This is a genomic window from Mycolicibacterium stellerae (assembly GCF_003719305.1).
GTDB classification, from domain to species: Bacteria; Actinomycetota; Actinomycetes; order Mycobacteriales; family Mycobacteriaceae; genus Mycobacterium; species Mycobacterium stellerae.
The window spans coordinates 70,990-86,753 of record NZ_RARC01000029.1 but is presented as its reverse complement, the minus strand read 5'-3'; the positions used below and the strand labels follow the sequence as shown (position 1 = coordinate 86,753).

Below are 15,764 nucleotides of genomic sequence, written 5' to 3'. Positions count from 1 at the left end.
CGTCGACGCGGCGGCGGGTCAACTCGGCGATCGCGGCCAGCCGGCGCGCACCGGCGATCGCCTCCTGGCGCACCCCATCCTCGATCGCGGCGATGACGTCTGCATCGCTGGCCGCCGCGAACTCCGATCCGAACATACTTTCGAAGATATCGAGAACTGCGACAAAACCCACCAGGTCAACCGCTACCTGTGGATGAAATTACGACTGTGGATAACCGACTCCGGATGCGCCGCTAAACGCCGAACAGCGCGACGCCCACCCACAACCCGAGCACGGCGACGACGAGCGTCACCGGCGTCGTGATCAACCCGATCCGACTGAACTCGCGGAACCCGGCGGGCATGTCCCGGCGCACGACGCTGCGCCACAGCAGATTCGCCAGCGAACCCACGTAGGTCAGGTTCGGCCCGATGTTGACGCCGAGCAACATCGCCAGCACCGCTGCCGGTCCCGACGCGGTCACCAGCGGCAGCAGCACCAGTACCGCGGGCAGGTTGTTGACGATGTTGGACAACACCGCGGCGATGGCCGCAATGCCGAGCAGCGCGAGCAACGTGTTGCCATTCGGCAGCACCCCGCGCATCGCGGATTCGAGGCCGTGCAGCATGAGGCCCTTGACCACCACTCCGAGGCACAACACGAATACCAGGAACGGCACGTCGGCCGCGGCGGCGATACGGCCGACAGATGTCTCGCGCCGGGCAAGCGCCCGCACGCCGAGGACGACGGCACCGGCGAGCGCGGCCCACGCCGGAGACAAGCCGAGCAGCGAGGCGACGGCGAACCCGATCAACGTCGCCGACAGCACCACCACCACGAACACCGGAAACCGCACCGGGTCCGTGGTCGGCTCGGGGTGCGGCTTCACAGCGAGATCGCGCGCGAAAAGCCAACGCAGCAAAAAGAATTCGACGGCGACAGCAGCCAACCACGAGGGCGCCATCACCGCGGTGAAGTGCACGAACGACAGCCCGGCGGCAGCAAACGCCAGCAGATTGGTCAGGTTGGACACCGGCAGCAGCAGCGACGCGGTGTTGGCCAGATGCGCGGTGGCATATGCGTGCGGCCTTGCAGGCACCCGCAACGTGCGCGTCGTCGCGAGCACCACGGGGGTGAGCAGCACAACGGTGGCGTCGAGGCTCAGCACGGCGGTCGTCACGGCACCCATGACGAACACCCTGGCCAGCAGTCGCCGGGAATTGCCGTCGGCCGACCTGGCCATGGCCGAGCCCGCCGCCCGGAACAGGCCCTCGTCGTCACACAGCTGCGCCAGCACGAGCACGGCCGCAAGGAAGCCGACCACCGGGAGTAGCTGCTCGACTTCGTGCGCCGCATCCCGCAGCGGCACCACACCGAACGCGATCAGGAGTGAGGCCGCAGGCACTGCGGCTACGGCCTCCGGCCAGCCTCGCGGCTTGACCATCGCGAACGCCAGCACAACCGCCAGCGCCACGAGCGCGAGGGTCAGCTCCACGGGTCGGCGCGCTCCCAGAGCGTCGGCAGATGAAGCGCTATGCCGTCGTCGTTGGCGAGCGCGGTGAGCACCCGCATCGAGACGTCGAGGTCGTCTCCGGCATAGGGAAGGGCGCGCAGCGGCTTGGTCAGCGGTCGGAAGAAGTCGTCCCAGTGAATCAGCACGACGCGGCGCGCTCCGACGGCCCGCACCGTCTCGGCCCAGTAGTCGACGAGGTAGCGCTCGGGCTGGATACCCAGCTGCCCGACACCCAGATACACCACCTCGGCCCGGTGTCCGGCGAGTGCGCCTGGCACAAAGCCCGCGCTGCCGATGACCAGCAGCCGCCGATCCGACGGCAGGTGGTGCACGAGCGTCGACCACGCCTCGCCGCACTTATAGGCCGACGTCCTCACCGGCGGCGTGACGGGCGCGGTGATCACACCCGGAAATCGGTCTGGCGGACAGTGTTCCGCCTCAACCAGCGTGACCTGGTAATCGCCGAGCGTGATGGGCTCACCAGGGGTCGCGACGACCAGGCGGTCTTCGGTCAGCCCGCCGCCTATGCCGACCTGTACCGCCGACTTCCCTCCGACGATTCGTGCGCCGGTCCGCTGCGCGACCACCGCCGAGTCCATCGCGTGGTCGAAATGGGTGTGGACGGGAAGGACGGCTTCCAGTCGGCGCACCCCCAACCGCTCGAGGCTGCCATCGATGCGGGGGGCCGACGGGGCGATCTGACCGAGGCCGACGGCGGCAAGCCCGGGCCGGGAGAAGAAGCCGTCGGTCATCAACGCCGATGAGCCGTCGTCGACAAGCAACGTGGTGACACCGGCCCAGCTCACGGAAAGCGGCGCGTCGGCACCGGCAGCGGGAACGTCGAAAAACTTTGTGTAGTTCGCTAAATCGGGTCGGCCCGGCTTGAGCCGCATCAGACGAACGCCGTCAGTGCGACGCCTTCGTTCACCAGGCGGTCCCGCACTGCGGTCGCGATCTGCACGGCTCCCGGCGAATCGCCATGTACACAAACCGATTCGACGGTGACGGCAATCGTCGATCCGTCCACGGCGACGACGCGCCCCGACTGCACCATCGACGCCACCCGGTCGGCGATCTCGGCGGGGTCGTGCAGCACGGCGTTGCGTTCCCGCCGGGAGACCAGCTGTCCGTCGGGCCGGTATGAGCGGTCGGCGAACGCCTCGGGCACGGTGCGCAGGCCGAGTCGGTCCGCCTCTTCGAAGAAGACCGATCCCGCCAATCCGAGCACCGGCAGGGTCGGGTCGACGGTGTGCACGGCCTTGGCGACCGCGCGGGCCTGGTCTCTGTGGTTGACGATCGCGTTGTACAGCGCCCCATGCGGTTTCACGTACGCGACACCGGAACCGGCCGCGCGGGCGAGCGCCTGAAGCGCACCGATCTGATAGATGATGTCGGCGATGAGGTCGGAGGGCGCGACATCGATGAAGCGTCTGCCGAAGCCTGCGAGGTCGGGGTAGCCGACCTGGGCGCCGATCCGGACCCCCTGCTTTGCGGCTTCCTCGCAGCTGTGACTGAGGGTCGCCGGGTCGCCCGCGTGGAATCCGCACGCGACGTTGGCGCTGGTGACCAGGCCGAGCATCGCGTCGTCGTCACCGAGCTGCCACGTCCCGAAGCTCTCCCCAAGGTCGGCGTTGAGGTCGACGGAGGCCATGTCGCCAGCCTAATGGCAGGCTGGATACGTGGACCGACGACGGCGTGACGAGGTGTTGATCACCGCGACCGAACTGGCGGCGCTGCTGGCTGCGGGTGATCCGGTGACGATCCTTGATGTCCGGTGGCAGCTGACCGAGCCGGACGGGCGCGATGCCCACGAACGAGGCCATATACCCGGGGCGGTGTACGTATCGCTGGAGGATGAGCTCAGCGACCACTCGGTGGAGGGGCGGGGGCGTCACCCATTGCCGTCGGGCCTCGCGGTCGAGGCTGCCGGGCGTCGGTGGGGGATTCGCAACGGCGTACCTGTCGTCGTCTACGACGACTGGAACAGGGCGGGTTCGGCGCGCGCCTGGTGGGTGTTGAGCGCCGCGGGTGTCGAGAACGTCCGCATCCTCGACGGGGGGCTGGCGGCATGGACAGGCGCACTCGAGAGCGGACCGGTGACGCCCGAGCCGGGCGACGTGGCGGTGCCTCACGAGGATTTGTACGCCGGTGCGCTGCCCACCCTGACGGCCGATACGGTGATGGCCGCCGACACCCTGCTCGATGCGCGGGCGCCGGAGCGGTTCCTCGGCCATGTCGAGCCGATCGATCCGGTAGCGGGACACATTCCCGGCGCATGCAATGCGCCGAGCACCGGTTTTCTCGCCGGGGACGGGACGTTCCTCGAGGAGAAGGATCTCGCGCAGCTGTTCGGCGATGTCGACGACGTCGGCGCCTACTGCGGCTCGGGCGTCACGGCGTCGGTGGTGGTTGCCGCACTCGCGACGCTCGGCATCGATGCGGCGCTGTTCCCCGGGTCGTGGTCCGAATGGTCTTCTGACCCGACGCGTCCCGTCGAAACGGGCTAGTAGCCCCGCGTGCGGCGGCTGCCGATTAGCCAGCACACCAGGAAGATCGCGAACGAGATCGTCGTGACGAACACCGACACCGGTACACCGGGCGCCAGCGATGCCACGATGCCACCGACGGCCGATATCTCGGCGAAGACCACGGAGGCCGCGATCGTGGCCGCGGGTGAGACGAAGACCCGCGCGGCCGCCGCCGCGGGCGTGATCAGCAGCGACATCACCAGCAGTGCACCGACGATCTGCACGCCCTGCGCGGCCACCACGCCGACCAGCGCGGCGAACACGATGCCCATCGCGCGGACCGGCACGCCGCGCGCCGCCGCCACCTCAGGGTCCACCGTCGCGAACAGCAGCGGCCGGTAACAGACGGCCAGCACGACGATCACGACGATGGTGACCACCGCCAGCAGCGCCAGCCCCGAGTAGCCGACGCCGACGATCTGTCCGGTCAGCAGGGCGAAGCTGGTACCAGTGCGGCCCGGGTACAGGTGAATGAACAGCACCGCCAGGCCAAGCCCGAATGCCAGCACGACTCCGATCGCGGAGTCACGCTCGCGGGCGCGCTGACCGAGAAAGCCGAACAACACAGCGGCCAACGCACTGCCGACGAGTGCGCCGAGACCGACGTTCAGCCCGGTCAGAAGCGCGAAAGAGGCTCCGGTCAAGGACAATTCACTCGATCCGTGCACGGCGAACGACATCTGGCGCATCACGATGAACGGCCCGACCAGCCCCGCGACGAGTGCCAGCAGGGCCGCGGCCAACAACGCCTTCTGCACGAAGTCGCGGCTGAGCAGGTCGGCGGTGACGTCGAAGGCGAACAGCTGCGCGAACACGTCGGCGAGTCGGTCATTCATGGCTGTGCCCGCTCGTGTGGCCGGAATGGTCGATGTGCGCGCCGACGACGACGTAGCGGCCGTGCACCTTCACCACCTGGATGTCGGCGCGATACAACTCCGAGAGCGTGTCCGACGTCATCACCTCGTCGACGGTGCCGACCCGGAACCGTCCGTCGACCAGGTAGAGCACCCGATCTACATACGGCAGAACGGGATTCACCTCATGAGTGACGAACAGCACGGCGGTATCGGCGTCGCGTCGCCGCCGATCGATCAGTTCGGAGACCAGTCGTGCGTTGGCCGGGTCGAGGTTGAGCAGCGGCTCGTCGCACAGCAGCAGGACAGGATCTGTTGCCAGCGCTTGGGCGATCCGTACCCGTTGCAGTTCGCCGCCGGACATCACGCCGACGGGCACACCGGCCAGCCGGTCGGCGTTCACCTGCTGTAGAGCCGCATGCACGGCGGCGCGCCGCTGTGTCCGCTGGGCGGGGCGCAGGCTCGTCATACCCCAGCGGTGGCCGTCGACGCCGAGCCCGACGAGGTCGCTTCCGCGCAGGGTCAGACCACGATCGACGGCCCGGTGCTGCGGTACGTATCCGATCAGGTTGCTGCCCTTGGTGACCGGTCTGCCTGCGATCGTGACGGTGCCGGCACTCAGCGGTAGTTCGCCAAGGAGAACCTTCAGCAATGAGGTCTTGCCGGTCCCGTTCGGCCCGAGCACCGCGATGAATTCGCCCGGCTGGACCGTGAGGTCGAGTTGGTCCCACAGCACCCGGTCGCCGAACGCGAGGCGGCCACCCAACAGGTCGACGGCGACGTCAGCTGCTGTCAAGTCGCTATCGATTCGCCTGTGCCGACTTGTCGAACTGACCTGCGAGTTGGTCGACGGTGTCGCGCTGCCACGTCAGGTAGTCCACACCCTGCGGCAGCGTTTCGGTGACTGTGACCACCGGAAGCGACGCACGCCGCGCTGCCTCCTGGATCTGCTTGGTGGCCGCGGTCTCGGTCTGCGAGTTGAAGAGCAGCACCGACACCTGATGGCTGTTGATCAGGTCGAGCATCGCGGCGACGTCGGCGGGTGCCGGGTCGTCGCCCTCCTCCACCGCGCTGGCGAAGCCGGGCGGGGTTCGGTCGGTGATACCTGCGTTGCGCAGCATGTAGTACGCCACCGGCTCGGTCGCGACGACCGAACCCGACGGGTGGGCCTTGCCGATCGCCCGTTCGGACGCCGCGATGTCGTCGGCCTGCTTGCCGAATTGTGATGCATTGCTGCGGTATTCGTCCGCATGCGCCGAGTCGATATCGGCAAGGCGCTTTGCGATCTCGTCGGCGACGGCCTTGGCGATACTGAGGTCGTAGAAGACGTGTTCGTTGTCGGGTCCATTGGTGCCGCGTAGTGAGTAGGCGTCGACAGCGTCGATTTCGGGGTCGGCCGCAATCACGTCGTCCACCCAGTGGTCGTAGCCGCCGCCGTTGTAGACCAGTAGTGACGCGTCGGATATCTCGGCGATGTCGGCGGGAGTCGCTTCGAACGAGTGCGGGTCAGCGGATGGCCCCGACTCGATCGACTTGACCGACGCGTGCGTTCCAGCGACGGCGCTCGCCACGCTGCCCCATACGTCGGTTGAGGCCACGATGCTGACCGCATCGCGGTCGTGGCCCGGCGCGTCCTGGCTGCATCCCGCGGCGGCGAGTGCGGCCACCGTCAGTCCGACCGCGAACCTGATCGCCGATTTGCCCACCGATGTCCTCCTAATACAAATGAAAACCGTTTCCAATAACTCTAACGCAACAGGTGTGGCTACGCGAACTGCAACGTCAGATAACGTCACCGGCATGTCCAGGAGCCCCACGCCACGGCGCCGGGCGACGCTTGCTTCCCTTGCGGCCGAGCTGAAGGTCTCCCGGACCACGATCTCCAACGCCTACAACCGCCCCGACCAGCTGTCGGCCGACCTCCGCGACCGTGTTCTCGCGACGGCCAAGCGCCTCGGTTACCCGGGGCCGGACCCGGTGGCCCGCTCGTTGCGAACCCGCAAGGCAGGCGCGGTCGGCCTGGTGATGACCGAACCACTGAACTATTCGTTCAACGATCCCGCGGCGCTGGACTTCGTCGCCGGGCTCGCCGAGTCGTGCGAGGACGCGGGCCAGGGACTGCTGCTTGTGGCGGTCGGGCCGAACCGAAGCGTCAGTGACGGGACGGCCGCGGTGCTCTCGGCGGGTGTCGACGGCTTCGTGGTCTACTCGGCGTCCGACGACGACCCGTATCTACAGGTGGTACTTCAACGCCATCTGCCGGTGGTGGTCGTCGACCAGCCGAGAGATGTCCCCGGCGCATCCCGGGTCTGCATCGACGACCGGGCTGGCATGGCCGAGCTCGCCAAACACGTTGTGGAGCTTGGCCACCGTGAGATCGGCGTGCTGACGATGCGGCTGGGCAGGGAGCGTCCGCCCGGCGGCAGCAAGCCGGTGGTGGCGAATCCGGATCGGCTGCAGACTCCGCACTTCCACGTGCAACGGGAACGGATCGACGGGGTGTACGACGCGATGATCGGCGCGGGACTGGATCCGAGATCGCTGACGGTGGTGGAAAGCTATGAGCACCAACCGACTTCGGGCGGGGTCGCCGCCGAGGTGGCTCTGGAGGCCAACCCGCGCATCACGGCGCTGATCTGCACCGCCGACGTGCTGGCGGTCTCGGCGATGGATTACCTGCGGGCACGCGGCATCTACGTGCCGGGTCAGATGACGGTGACCGGTTTCGACGGAGTGCCCGAGGCGCTGCGCCGCGGCCTGACGACGGTGAAACAGCCGAGCATGGAGAAGGGTCGCCGTGCAGGCGGTCTGCTGCACAACCCGCCGCGCTCAGGTCTGCCGGTGATCGACGTGCTCGACACGGAACTGATCCGCGGCCGCACCTCGGGTCCGCCGGTCTGACTCAGGCGCCGAGGAGTTGGGCACAGCGCAACAACCCCAAGTGGCTGTAGGCCTGCGGATGGTTACCGAGTGCCCGTTCGGCGACGGGGTCGTACTCCTCGGACAGCAGGCCGGTCGGCCCCGCCGCGGTGACCATGCGGTCGAACAGCGCCTCGGCCTGCGACCGCTGGTCGGTCAACAGGTATGCCTCGACCAGCCATGCGGCGCACAAATGGAAGCCGCCTTCAGTCCCGGGTAGACCGTCGTCGCTGCGGTATCGGTAAACGGTTGCGCCGCTGCGCAACTCGGACTCCGTTGCCACGACGGTGGCGGCGAACCTGGGGTCGGACGGCGCGATCAGCCCGGACAGGCCGATGTGCAGCGTCGCGGCGTCCAGGTCGGTGCCGTCGTAGGCCGCGGTGTAAGACTGCACCTCGTCGTTCCAGCCGCGGTCCTGCACCTGCTGAGAGATGACATCGCGCAGGGTTGCCCATCCCGGAGGTGCCTCGCGGCCGAACTCCTTGCCCAGTTTCACGGCCAGGTCGACGGTCAGCCAGCACATCACCTTCGAGTACACATGGTGCCTCGGTGCGCCGCGGATCTCCCAGATGCCGTGATCCGGCTCGGCCCAACGGCTCTCGACAGCGACTACCATCTCGCAGACCAGGCTCCAGTCGGCGTCGGTCAGCGCGTCGGCCCTCCCGCTCTGCACCCGCTTGTGCACCAGGTCGGATATCAGCTGCACCACCGGGCCGAACACATCCAGCTGCACTTGGGCATTCGCGGCATTGCCCACCCGCACCGGGCGCGAGCCCGCATAACCGGGCAGCGAATCGATAACCGCCTCCGGGCCGAGCATCGTGCCGGAGAGCGCATAGAGCGGATGCAGCCGCTCCGGCCCGTGCATCGTCTCGATCACACCGTGCAGCCAATTCAGATATCCCTCGGCCTCGTCGGTGGATCCCAGCGAGACCAGTGCGGCCGCCGTCATCGCGGCGTCGCGGATCCAGCAGTAGCGGTAGTCCCAATTGCGGACGCCACCGATCTCCTCCGGCAGCGACGACGTCGCCGCGGCCATGATCGCCCCGGTGTCGGTATGCACGAGGCCGCGCAGCGTCAGCGCCGACCTCTTCATCAGTGGCTGATTCAGTAGGGGCAGCGTCAACGTCTGCACCCAGTTCCGCCAGTGGCCTTCGGCGCGCTCGCGTCGTGAATCCTCGTCGACCGGGCTTTCGGACAAGTCCTCGGTGCCGCAGCGCAATTCGAGAACCACGGGACCCTGCGACGGGTCCACCACCGCACGGGCCGTCTCGTGGACGCCGTCCGCCACGATCTCCCAGTCGACGCCGGGCGCGCGCAAAACCATCGGGTCGTTGGTCGCGGAAACCCGAAGCCCGCCGTCGTCGACGCGCAGGTGCACCGGCGCCTGGGCGAACTCGGGCCGCGGTGAGAACGACACAAGGGCCTTGGCCTGCCCGCTGATCACCCGGATCAGATCGGTGCGGCCTGCGCCGACGTCGTGGGACAGATAGTCGGTCACCAGCAGGCTGGCCCAACGGGTTTCGACGGTCATCGTGCCGTCGACGTAGCGCTGGCTCAACGGCAGCGAGTCCCGCTGCGGGCTGATCTCGAAATGGCCGGCGTTCGCGTCGCCGAGCAGCCTGGAGAACACCGCCGACGAATCGGCCTGCGGATGACACATCCACACCACGTCGGCCTCGGGCGTCAGCAGTGCGATGGTCCGGCCGTTGGACATCATGGTCAGCCGCTCGATGGGCGTCGAATGGCCACCGAGAAGCCAGGTTCGGCGGCACTCGAGCAGGAAGGTGAGGGCGAGCGCGACGTCCTCCGGCGAGTCGATCCGGTGGTCGGCCAGCGTGGCGCCGTGACCGACCTTCACCCCGACGTCCGGGCCGTGCAGCCGGCGAAACGCCTTCTCGTCGGTGACGTCGTCGCCGAAGAACACCGCGGCGGATGCGCCCTGCTGGTGGCGCAGGATGTCGAGCGCCTGACCCTTGTCGGTCTGGATCACCGCGAACTCGAGAACCGCTTTGCCCTTGGTGATCTGGGCGTTATCCCAAGCCTGCGATACGGCCTGCGCCTTCTTGAGTGCCTCGTCCGCGTCCGCCGGTTCGGCGTTGCGCACGTGCAGCGCGATGCTGGCCGGCTTGATCTCGATCGCCACGCCGGGGTACTCCGCGGCGATGGCGCCGAGTGCGTCTTTGATTTTGCTCAGCAGCGCCTTTGCATCGTCGTCGATGGCATGCACGAAGCCGGTGTCGAACTCCGAGCCGTGGCTGCCGACGAGGTGCACTTCGGCGGGCATGCGGGAAAGCGTGGCCAGGTCGCGCAGTGCCCGCCCGGAGATCACCGCGGCAATGGTCGACGGCAGCGCCGCCAGCTCGCGCATCGCCGCGGCGGATGCGGTGAGTGGACGCGCATCGTCGGGGTTGGCGACGATCGGAGCCATGGTGCCGTCGTAGTCGCAGGCGATGAGGACACGGGGAACCCGAGCGATGGTCGCGAGGGCGCGCTTCAGCTCGGCCGGCAACTCCTGCGTCACCCGCTAGATCTTAGGGTGCTCCCCGTCGCCGATGAGCAAACGAACCGCAAGGTCGAGCCGTTTGCTCACATCGGTGGCCGACGCCCGGCGGGTGAGCCAGGCCAGCAGGTTGGACAGCCAGACATCCGAGATGACCCTCGCGATGTGGAACTGGTCCTCGGTCGGCTCGCCTTCGCTCATGGCGCGCGCGAACATCGAGTCCATCAGCTTGCCGACGTGATCGACCTCACCTGCGGCCGATGCGTCGGCGAACACGAAGGCCCTCGTCATCGCCTCGGTCAGCAGCGGGTTGCGCTGCATCGCCCGGTTCAGCTTGCCGACCATGAGGTTCAGCCGCTGATAGGGCGTGCCGCCCGCGAGCGTCGCGCGGTCGGTCTTGGCGTCGATGCGTTCGAATTCGCGGCCGAGCGCGGACACCAGCAGGTGCACCTTTGACGGGAAGTAGCGATACAGGGTGCCGACGGCGACATCGGCGCGCTCCGCGACGGCACGCATCTGGACGGCCTCGTAGCCGCCCTTGGAAGCGATGGCGAGGGTGGCGTCGAGTATCCGCTTGCGGCGCTCCCTTTGAGCCTCTGAGCCGAGTTCGGACTCTGCGAGGACGGACACCGGCATCACCTGAGGCGGTCGCGATTCAGACCCCGAGGACGGGTTGGTTGGTGCTGGCAACGACATCGGTTGTGACGGCTCCTTCATCATGCGGTCTCGGTGGAAACGATACGCATGCCGATCCCTCTTTTCTCACCTCAGCGGCCATGCGGCACCGACGTGTCCTGCTGTAATGGCGTTCGACTTGACGGTCCAAGACTGGCACTATTAGAACACGTTCTAGTGAGAAGCAGGCCCTTCTCACGCGATGGCATAGGAGTCCTCAAATGTCGCAGGCGTCAGCGACCGTCACCGACGAGCAGTTTGCCGCGCGTGAACTGGTCCGTAGCTGGGCGGCGGGGTCGAATGCCGTCAAGGCCGCCCGCGACATCGAAAAGGGCGATCCGAGCGCCTGGCGGGCGCCGTACGCCGGCCTGGCTCAACTCGGCATCTTCGGCGTCGCCTTACCGGAGGAAGCCGGTGGAGCGGGCGGCACCGTCGACGATCTGTGCGCGATGGTCGACGAGGCCGCCGCCGCTTTGGTGCCGGGTCCGATCGCCACCACCGCGGTTGCCACACTTGTGGTGCCGAGTTCGCAGGCTGAGTTGCTGGAGGCACTGGCGTCCGGCGAGCGCACCGCGGGCCTCGCGCTGAACGCCGAGCTGACATACGACGGCGGCCTGGCGTCGGGTACTGCCGAATACGTGCTTGGCGCCGACGCCGACGGGGTGCTGCTTCTGCCCGCAGGGGAAGAGTTCCTACTCGTCGACGCCACCGCCGACGGGGTTACCGTCGAACCGTTGACGCCCACCGACTTCTCCAGGCCACTGGCCCGCGTCGTACTGGCCGGTGCGCCCGCCGAGGTTCTGCCGGTGTCGAGGCGACGCGTCGAGGACCTCGCCGCGACGGTGCAGGCCGCCGAGGCCGCCGGGTTGGCACGCTGGACACTGCAGACCGCCGCCGAATACGCGAAGGTTCGCGAGCAGTTCGGCAAGCCGATCGGGAGCTTCCAAGCCGTCAAGCACATGTGCGCGGAGATGCTGCTGCGCTCCGAGCAAGTCACGGTGGCCGCGGGTGACGCGGCCAACGCCGCCAATGACGCCGACGATCCGCAGCTGTCGATCGCCGCGGCCGTGGCAGCCGCGGCGAGCATCGGATTCGCCAAGGCCAACGCCAAGGACTGCATCCAGGTGCTCGGCGGCATCGGGATCACCTGGGAGCACGACGCTCATCTGTATCTGCGTCGGGCGTACGGCATCTCGCAGTTCCTCGGCGGCGCGTCGCGCTGGCTGCGCCGGGTCGCCGTGCTCACGCAGCAGGGTGTCCGCCGCGAACTGCACATCGACTTGGCCTCCGTCGAGCACCTGCAGCCCGAGATCGCCGCGGCGGTCGCCGATGTCGCGGCGCAGCCCGTCGAGAAGCGACAGATCGCGCTCGCGGAGGCGGGGCTGCAGGCGCCGCATTGGCCGCGGCCATACGGCAGGGCCGCCTCACCCGCCGAGCAGCTGCTGATCGATCGTGAGATGGCCGCCGCCGGTGTCGAGCGCCCCGATCTGGTGATCGGTTGGTGGGCGGCGCCGACGATCCTCGAGCACGGCAGCCCCGAGCAGATCGAGCGGTTCGTGCCGCCGACGCTGAGCGGCGAGCTGTTCTGGTGCCAGCTCTTCAGCGAGCCGGGCGCGGGCTCAGACCTCGCGTCGCTGCGTATGAAGGCCGTCCGCGCCGAGGGGGGTTGGAAGCTCACCGGGCAGAAGGTCTGGACGTCGCGGGCGAACTGGGCACAGTTCGGTGTGTGCCTGGCGCGCACCGACCCCGACGCGCCCAAGCACAAGGGCATCACGTACTTCATCATCGACATGGCGACGCCGGGCATCGACATCCGCCCGCTGCGGGAGATCACCGGCGAAGACCTGTTCAACGAGGTGTTCTTCGACGACGTTTTCGTGCCCGACGAGATGGTGGTCGGCGAGGTCAACGACGGCTGGCGGCTGGCCCGCACCACGCTGGCAAACGAACGGGTCGCGATGGCGCACGGCACGGCGCTCGGCAATCCCATGGAGGAGGTGCTGCGCACGGTGGCCACACTCGAGCTGGACCCGACGCTGCAGGACCGGCTCGGCCGGCTGATCGTCGCCGCGCAGGTCGGCTCGCTGCTCGACCAGCGCATCGCGCAGCTGGCGGTCGGGGGCGCCGATCCGGGGCCGCAGGCCAGCGCGCGCAAGCTGATCGGCGTGCGGTACCGGCAGGCGCTGTCGGAGTTCCGGATGGATCTGTCCGAGGGCGCCGGTGTTGTCTCCAACCAGCCTGTGCACGACTTCCTCAACGTGCGCTGCCTGACCATCGCGGGCGGCACCGAGCAGATCCTGCTCACGATGGCAGGCGAACGGCTGCTCGGCCTGCCGCGCTAAACCCCCCGGCCCGTCGCTGCGGCGAAAAGCACGGTCGTGCCTTTACGCTCGTCAGCGTGAAGCCGCGGCCGAAGGGGCAGCGTACGAAGGCGGCAATCCTCGAGCGGGCCGCGCGCCTTGCAACGGTCGACGGGCTGGACGGCCTCACCATCGGCGGGCTCGCGACAGCGATCGGGATGAGCAAGAGCGGTCTTTATGCACACTTCGGCTCGAAAGAGGATCTGCAGTTGGCGACCATCGCCTCAGCGCGGGAGACGTTCGTCGCGGAGGTGTTCGTGCCCGCGCTCGAGTCGCCGCAGGGCATCCGGCGCCTGCACGCGGCCTGCGACGCGTATCTGTCTCACATCGAGCGGCGGGTGTTCCCCGGCGGATGCTTCTTCACGGTGGCGGCCGCCGACGTCGGCACGCGGGCAGGCGCGGCGCGCGATGCGGTCGCCGCGCAGCAGCGGGACTGGATCGAACTTCTGGCCCGCCTTGCCCGCAAAGCGATGGACGTCGGCGAACTCGAGCCGGACGACGACCCGGCCCAGCTCGCCTTCGAGCTCAACGCGGTCCTGGTGTCTGCCAGTGTGACCTTCATACTGCAAGGAGACTCGGCGGTGTTCGAGCGCGCTCGTGCGGCGGTCCGCAGGTGGGTGCCGCCTGCAGGCAGCACTAGCTGAACGTGGTCTGCGCGCAGGCGGTCGGCGTGGTCAGGTTCACCCCGCCGTAGACCACCTGGATCTGCGAGCACGCGAAGAACGGGGCCGTCGTGTTCGGCTTCCCGGTGATCCAGTCGGTCGGCACCGAGTCGCCGTCGGCCTGGAATCGCTCGATCGGTCCGCCGCCGAAATAGGTCACCGAGATTTCGGCGTTGGTGACCGCCTTGTACATCTTCGACAGCACGTTGTCGTGGTTGGCGCCCTTGACCTCTCGCGGATTGCCCGAGGGGGCGCTGTAGGAGGCTTCCTGCCACACCTGGCGGTCCGAGCTGCGAAGCGTGATCGTCTGTCGCGCCCAGGTGTCGCCGGGAAATCCGGTCGGGCCGTCGGGTGTCAACAGGTTGGCGGTGGTGTTGAAGAAGCATCGCGCTTGCGCCGCATCGCAATTGGCGGTGACGTGCATCTCGATCTGGGTCGCCGGGTCGACGGGGATCGATGTGGTCGCGGTGTTGGACGCGGCCGTTGCCGAGGCGGGATGTGTGAGCACCGCCATCAGCAGTGTCGCCGCGCTTGCTGCTGCAAGCCGCTTCATGTGTGCTCCCGTCTGCGTGCGGCGAATGTTAGCCCGACGCTTATTCGTCGTAGGTGACTTCCACCGAATCCGATCGCGGCCGTGCCTGGCAACCGAGGATCAGCCCCTCGTCGAGATCCTGCTGCTCGAGCACGTCGTTGACGTCCATCTCGACGTCACCGCTCTTTTTCAGCACCGCGCAGGCCCCGCAGTGGCCCTCGCGGCAGGAGAACGGGGCATCGAGGCCCTTGTCGAGAAGCACGTCGAGAAGCTTCGCGTTGCGCGGCCACCGAACCTCGTGCGTCACCCCGTCGAGTGTGACGACGGCGGTGGCTGGCCCCTCGTCGCTGTCGTCTTCCGCAATCACCACTTTGGCGAACGGGTCCGACTCGAGCGATTTGAACACCTCGATGTGGATCCGGTCGGCGGCGGCGCCCGCGCTCTTCATCGCCTCCTCCGCGGCCGCCATGAACGGCCCCGGCCCGCAGATGTAGGTGTCGTGGCCGGTGTAGGGCGCCGCGAGCGCGGAAAGCGCGGCCGCACTCGGCAGGCCCTGCACGGATTCCAGCCAGTGCACGACCGTCAGCCGGTCGGGGTACTTGGCGGCCAGCTCCCGCAGGGCGGCGCCGAAGATGACGGAGTTCTCGTCGCGGTTGGCATAGATCAGCACGACGCGGCCGCTGCCTTCGGCGAGCGCCGACTTGCAGATCGCCATCATCGGCGTGATGCCGCTGCCGGCTGCCAGCAGCAGGAAGTCGGTGTCCAGCGTCCTGGGGACGAAGGTGCCCGACGGGGCAAGGACGTGGATGCGCATGCCGGGGTGGGCGTTGTCGCACAGCCAGTGCGACGCGTAGCCACCGTCGGTGCGCTTGACGGTGACGGTCATCGGATCGCCGGTGTACGGCGAGCTGCACAGCGAATAGCAGCGCGCCACCGATCCGGTGCGGTCGCTCGGCACCCGCAACGTGAGGAACTGCCCAGGCGCATAGCGCAGCCGGTCGGCGGGGATCTCAGGGTCCTTGGGACCGTCAGGAACCTTGAACACCAGCGAGCGCGCGTCGTCGGTCTCGACGACGACTTCGGCCACCTGCAGTTCCAGCACGTGGCTACCGAGCGGCTCGTCCGTCACGCGGTTGCCCTTCCTCTCCAGCCAAGGGGCCCATAACTAGAACATGTTACAGAAATGCATGTGTGCAGGTCCAGCTGCCGCAGCAATGCGCTGCTCGACACAAATCGTA

General features: G+C 68.0%; 14 protein-coding genes. 4 read left to right on the top strand and 10 right to left on the bottom strand.

Translation table 11 applies throughout. The features are described 5' to 3' along the window. Positions 1–233: 233 nt before the first annotated feature. From D6M19_RS26750 to D6M19_RS26740, 3 genes are read right to left on the bottom strand one after another with little or no spacing between them, the layout of a single operon-like run. Positions 234–1,475, bottom strand: a complete 1,242-nt coding sequence (locus D6M19_RS26750) for an SLC13 family permease (RefSeq protein ID WP_123028307.1) — start codon at positions 1,473–1,475, stop codon at positions 234–236. Continuing rightward, positions 1,466–2,386 (bottom strand): MBL fold metallo-hydrolase, encoded by a 921-nt coding sequence (locus D6M19_RS26745; RefSeq protein ID WP_123028306.1) that lies wholly within the window; start codon positions 2,384–2,386, stop codon positions 1,466–1,468. Before D6M19_RS26745 ends, D6M19_RS26750 begins: the two co-directional genes overlap by 10 nt. Next, positions 2,386–3,144 (bottom strand): LamB/YcsF family protein, encoded by a 759-nt coding sequence (locus D6M19_RS26740; protein WP_123028305.1) that lies wholly within the window; start codon positions 3,142–3,144, stop codon positions 2,386–2,388. Before D6M19_RS26740 ends, D6M19_RS26745 begins: the two co-directional genes overlap by 1 nt. 28 nt (positions 3,145–3,172) lie before the next feature. On the opposite strand from D6M19_RS26740, the gene D6M19_RS26735 reads away from it, so the two are divergent. Further along, positions 3,173–4,000: a sulfurtransferase gene (locus D6M19_RS26735; RefSeq protein ID WP_234835058.1), complete on the top strand. Its 828-nt coding sequence runs from the start codon at positions 3,173–3,175 to the stop codon at positions 3,998–4,000. Here D6M19_RS26735 and D6M19_RS26730 read toward each other — a convergent pair. From D6M19_RS26730 to D6M19_RS26720, 3 genes are read right to left on the bottom strand one after another with little or no spacing between them, the layout of a single operon-like run. Then, the gene (locus tag D6M19_RS26730) at positions 3,997–4,857 is read right to left on the bottom strand and encodes a metal ABC transporter permease (protein ID WP_123028304.1); all 861 of its coding nucleotides are present in this window, start codon (positions 4,855–4,857) and stop codon (positions 3,997–3,999) included. The genes D6M19_RS26735 and D6M19_RS26730 overlap by 4 nt on opposite strands. Continuing rightward, complete coding sequence (locus tag D6M19_RS26725) at positions 4,850–5,671, bottom strand: metal ABC transporter ATP-binding protein (protein WP_123028303.1); 822 nt, start codon at positions 5,669–5,671, stop codon at positions 4,850–4,852. Before D6M19_RS26725 ends, D6M19_RS26730 begins: the two co-directional genes overlap by 8 nt. 4 nt (positions 5,672–5,675) lie before the next feature. Continuing rightward, positions 5,676–6,581, bottom strand: a complete 906-nt coding sequence (locus D6M19_RS26720; protein ID WP_234835057.1) for a metal ABC transporter solute-binding protein, Zn/Mn family — start codon at positions 6,579–6,581, stop codon at positions 5,676–5,678. A gap of 94 nt (positions 6,582–6,675) precedes the next feature. On the opposite strand from D6M19_RS26720, the gene D6M19_RS26715 reads away from it, so the two are divergent. Then, the gene (locus tag D6M19_RS26715) at positions 6,676–7,776 is read left to right on the top strand and encodes an Rv3575c family transcriptional regulator (protein WP_123028301.1); all 1,101 of its coding nucleotides are present in this window, start codon (positions 6,676–6,678) and stop codon (positions 7,774–7,776) included. A 1-nt stretch (position 7,777) separates the two neighbouring features. Here D6M19_RS26715 and otsB read toward each other — a convergent pair whose 3' ends face one another. Continuing rightward, positions 7,778–10,318, bottom strand: a complete 2,541-nt coding sequence (gene otsB / locus D6M19_RS26710; protein WP_123028300.1) for a trehalose-phosphatase — start codon at positions 10,316–10,318, stop codon at positions 7,778–7,780. Positions 10,319–10,321: 3 nt separating this feature from the next. Beyond that, entirely contained in the window at positions 10,322–10,993 is a 672-nt protein-coding gene (gene kstR, locus D6M19_RS26705) for a cholesterol catabolism transcriptional regulator KstR (RefSeq protein ID WP_123028315.1), read from the bottom strand. Between the two features lie 200 nt (positions 10,994–11,193). Between kstR and D6M19_RS26700 the strand changes: the two genes are divergently transcribed. Further along, positions 11,194–13,314 carry an acyl-CoA dehydrogenase family protein gene (locus D6M19_RS26700; protein WP_123028299.1) on the top strand — a complete coding sequence of 707 codons (2,121 nt, stop codon included), beginning with the start codon at positions 11,194–11,196 and terminating at the stop codon, positions 13,312–13,314. A gap of 56 nt (positions 13,315–13,370) precedes the next feature. Next, a complete protein-coding gene (locus D6M19_RS26695) occupies positions 13,371–13,976 on the top strand; it encodes a TetR/AcrR family transcriptional regulator (RefSeq protein ID WP_123028298.1) in 606 nt (201 codons plus the stop codon). Here D6M19_RS26695 and D6M19_RS26690 read toward each other — a convergent pair. Next, positions 13,969–14,547 carry a hypothetical protein gene (locus D6M19_RS26690; protein ID WP_123028297.1) on the bottom strand — a complete coding sequence of 193 codons (579 nt, stop codon included), beginning with the start codon at positions 14,545–14,547 and terminating at the stop codon, positions 13,969–13,971. The two genes, D6M19_RS26695 and D6M19_RS26690, sit on opposite strands and share 8 nt — an antisense overlap. Positions 14,548–14,587: 40 nt before the next feature. Continuing rightward, positions 14,588–15,655, bottom strand: a complete 1,068-nt coding sequence (locus D6M19_RS26685) for a ferredoxin--NADP reductase (protein ID WP_123028296.1) — start codon at positions 15,653–15,655, stop codon at positions 14,588–14,590. Positions 15,656–15,764: the final 109 nt, after the last annotated feature.